This is a genomic window from Huaxiibacter chinensis (assembly GCF_022171985.1).
In the GTDB taxonomy this organism is placed as follows: Bacteria; Pseudomonadota; Gammaproteobacteria; order Enterobacterales; family Enterobacteriaceae; genus Enterobacter; species Enterobacter chinensis_A.
Map to the genome: position 1 here is coordinate 1 of NZ_JAJVHF010000042.1, position 2,137 is coordinate 2,137.

General features: G+C 64.2%; 3 protein-coding genes. All 3 read left to right on the forward strand.

Features of this window, described 5'->3' with window-relative positions:
• The first annotated feature begins 12 nt into the window (after positions 1-12).
• Positions 13-288 carry a mercury resistance system periplasmic binding protein MerP gene (gene merP, locus LZP96_RS23730; RefSeq protein WP_000732275.1) on the forward strand — a complete coding sequence of 92 codons (276 nt, stop codon included), beginning with the start codon at positions 13-15 and terminating at the stop codon, positions 286-288.
• A gap of 27 nt (positions 289-315) precedes the next feature.
• Positions 316-741 carry an organomercurial transporter MerC gene (gene merC, locus LZP96_RS23735; protein ID WP_000522996.1) on the forward strand — a complete coding sequence of 142 codons (426 nt, stop codon included), beginning with the start codon at positions 316-318 and terminating at the stop codon, positions 739-741.
• A 38-nt stretch (positions 742-779) separates the two neighbouring features.
• Positions 780-2,137: mercury(II) reductase (locus LZP96_RS23740; protein ID WP_189087416.1), on the forward strand; the 1,358-nt coding region annotated here is incomplete at its 3' end.

Sequence of the window (2,137 nt, forward strand, 5' to 3'; positions counted from 1 at the left end):
CAGGAGTTCATCATGAAAAAACTGTTTGCCGCCCTCGCCCTCGCTGCCGTTGTTGCCCCCGTGTGGGCCGCCACCCAGACCGTCACGCTGTCCGTGCCTGGCATGACCTGCGCCTCTTGCCCGATCACTGTCAAGCACGCGCTTTCCAAGGTTGAGGGCGTGAGCAAGACCGACGTAAGTTTCGACAAGCGCCAGGCCGTCGTCACCTTCGACGATGCCAAGACCAACGTCCAGAAGTTGACCAAGGCGACCGAGGACGCGGGCTATCCGTCCAGCCTCAAACGCTGATCCGTTAACCGAACTCGGGAGCGACACATGGGACTCATCACGCGCATCGCTGGCAAAACCGGCGCGCTCGGCAGCGTCGTTTCCGCGATGGGCTGCGCCGCCTGTTTTCCTGCCATCGCCAGCTTTGGCGCGGCCATCGGACTGGGCTTCTTGAGCCAGTACGAGGGGCTATTCATTGGCATCCTGCTGCCGATGTTCGCCGGCATCGCGTTACTCGCCAATGCTATCGCTTGGCTCAATCATCGACAGTGGCGACGCACGGCGCTCGGCACGATAGGCCCGATCTTGGTGCTGGCAGCGGTGTTTTTAATGCGGGCTTACGGCTGGCAGAGCGGTGGACTGCTCTATGTCGGCCTGGCCTTGATGGTTGGGGTGTCGGTCTGGGATTTCATCTCGCCAGCACATCGCCGCTGCGGGCCGGACAGCTGTGAATTGCCAGAACAACGTGGCTGACGGCAACAGCCGTAGCCACCACAGAAAAGGAAAAATACATGACCACCCTGAAAATCACCGGGATGACCTGCGACTCGTGCGCGGCTCACGTCAAGGAAGCCTTGGAGAAAGTGCCCGGCGTGCAATCGGCGCTGGTGTCCTATCCGAAGGGCACAGCGCAACTCGCCATTGAGGCGGGCACGTCATCGGATGCGCTGACTACCGCCGTGGCCGGACTGGGCTACGAGGCAACGCTTGCCGATGCGCCACCGACGGACAACCGCGCCGGCCTGCTCGACAAGATGCGCGGCTGGATAGGGGCCGCTGATAAGCCCAGTGGCAACGAACGCCCGTTGCAGGTCGTCGTCATTGGTAGCGGTGGAGCCGCGATGGCGGCAGCACTGAAGGCCGTCGAGCAAGGCGCGCAGGTCACGCTGATTGAGCGCGGCACCATCGGCGGCACCTGCGTCAACGTCGGTTGTGTGCCGTCCAAGATCATGATCCGCGCCGCCCACATCGCCCATCTGCGCCGGGAAAGCCCATTCGACGGCGGCATGCCACCCACACCGCCGACGATCTTGCGCGAGCGGCTGCTGGCCCAGCAGCAGGCCCGTGTCGAAGAACTCCGTCATGCCAAGTACGAAGGCATCCTGGACGGCAATTCAGCCATCACCGTTCTGCACGGTGAAGCGCGTTTCAAGGACGACCAGAGCCTTATCGTTAGTTTGAACGAGGGTGGCGAGCGCGTCGTGATGTTCGACCGCTGCCTGGTCGCCACGGGTGCCAGCCCGGCGGTCCCGCCGATTCCGGGCTTGAAAGAGTCACCCTACTGGACTTCCACCGAGGCCCTGGCGAGCGACACCATTCCCGAACGCCTTGCCGTAATCGGCTCGTCGGTGGTGGCGCTGGAGCTGGCGCAAGCCTTTGCCCGGCTGGGCAGCAAGGTCACGGCCCTGGCGCGCAATACCTTGTTCTTCCGTGAAGACCCGGCCATCGGCGAGGCGGTGACAGCCGCTTTCCGTGCCGAGGGCATCGAGGTGCTGGAGCACACGCAAGCCAGCCAGGTCGCCCATATGGACGGTGAATTCGTGCTGACCACCACGCACGGTGAATTGCGCGCCGACAAGCTGCTGGTCGCCACCGGCCGGACACCGAACACGCGCAGCCTGGCATTGGAAGCGGCGGGGGTAGCCGTCAATGCGCAGGGGGCCATCGTCATCGACAAGGGCATGCGCACCAGTAGCCCGAACATCTACGCGGCCGGCGACTGCACCGACCAGCCGCAGTTCGTCTATGTGGCGGCAGCGGCCGGCACTCGTGCGGCGATCAACATGACTGGCGGCGATGCGGCCCTGGACCTGACCGCAATGCCGGCCGTGGTGTTCACCGACCCGCAGGTCGCCACCGTGGGCTACAG

Excerpts from the sequence above, each read along its gene's own strand:
- merC (WP_000522996.1), top strand. The coding sequence starts at position 316 with ATGGGACTCATCACGCGCATCGCTGGCAAAACCGGCGCGCTCGGCAGC.
- merP (WP_000732275.1), top strand. The coding sequence starts at position 13 with ATGAAAAAACTGTTTGCCGCCCTCGCCCTCGCTGCCGTTGTTGCCCCC.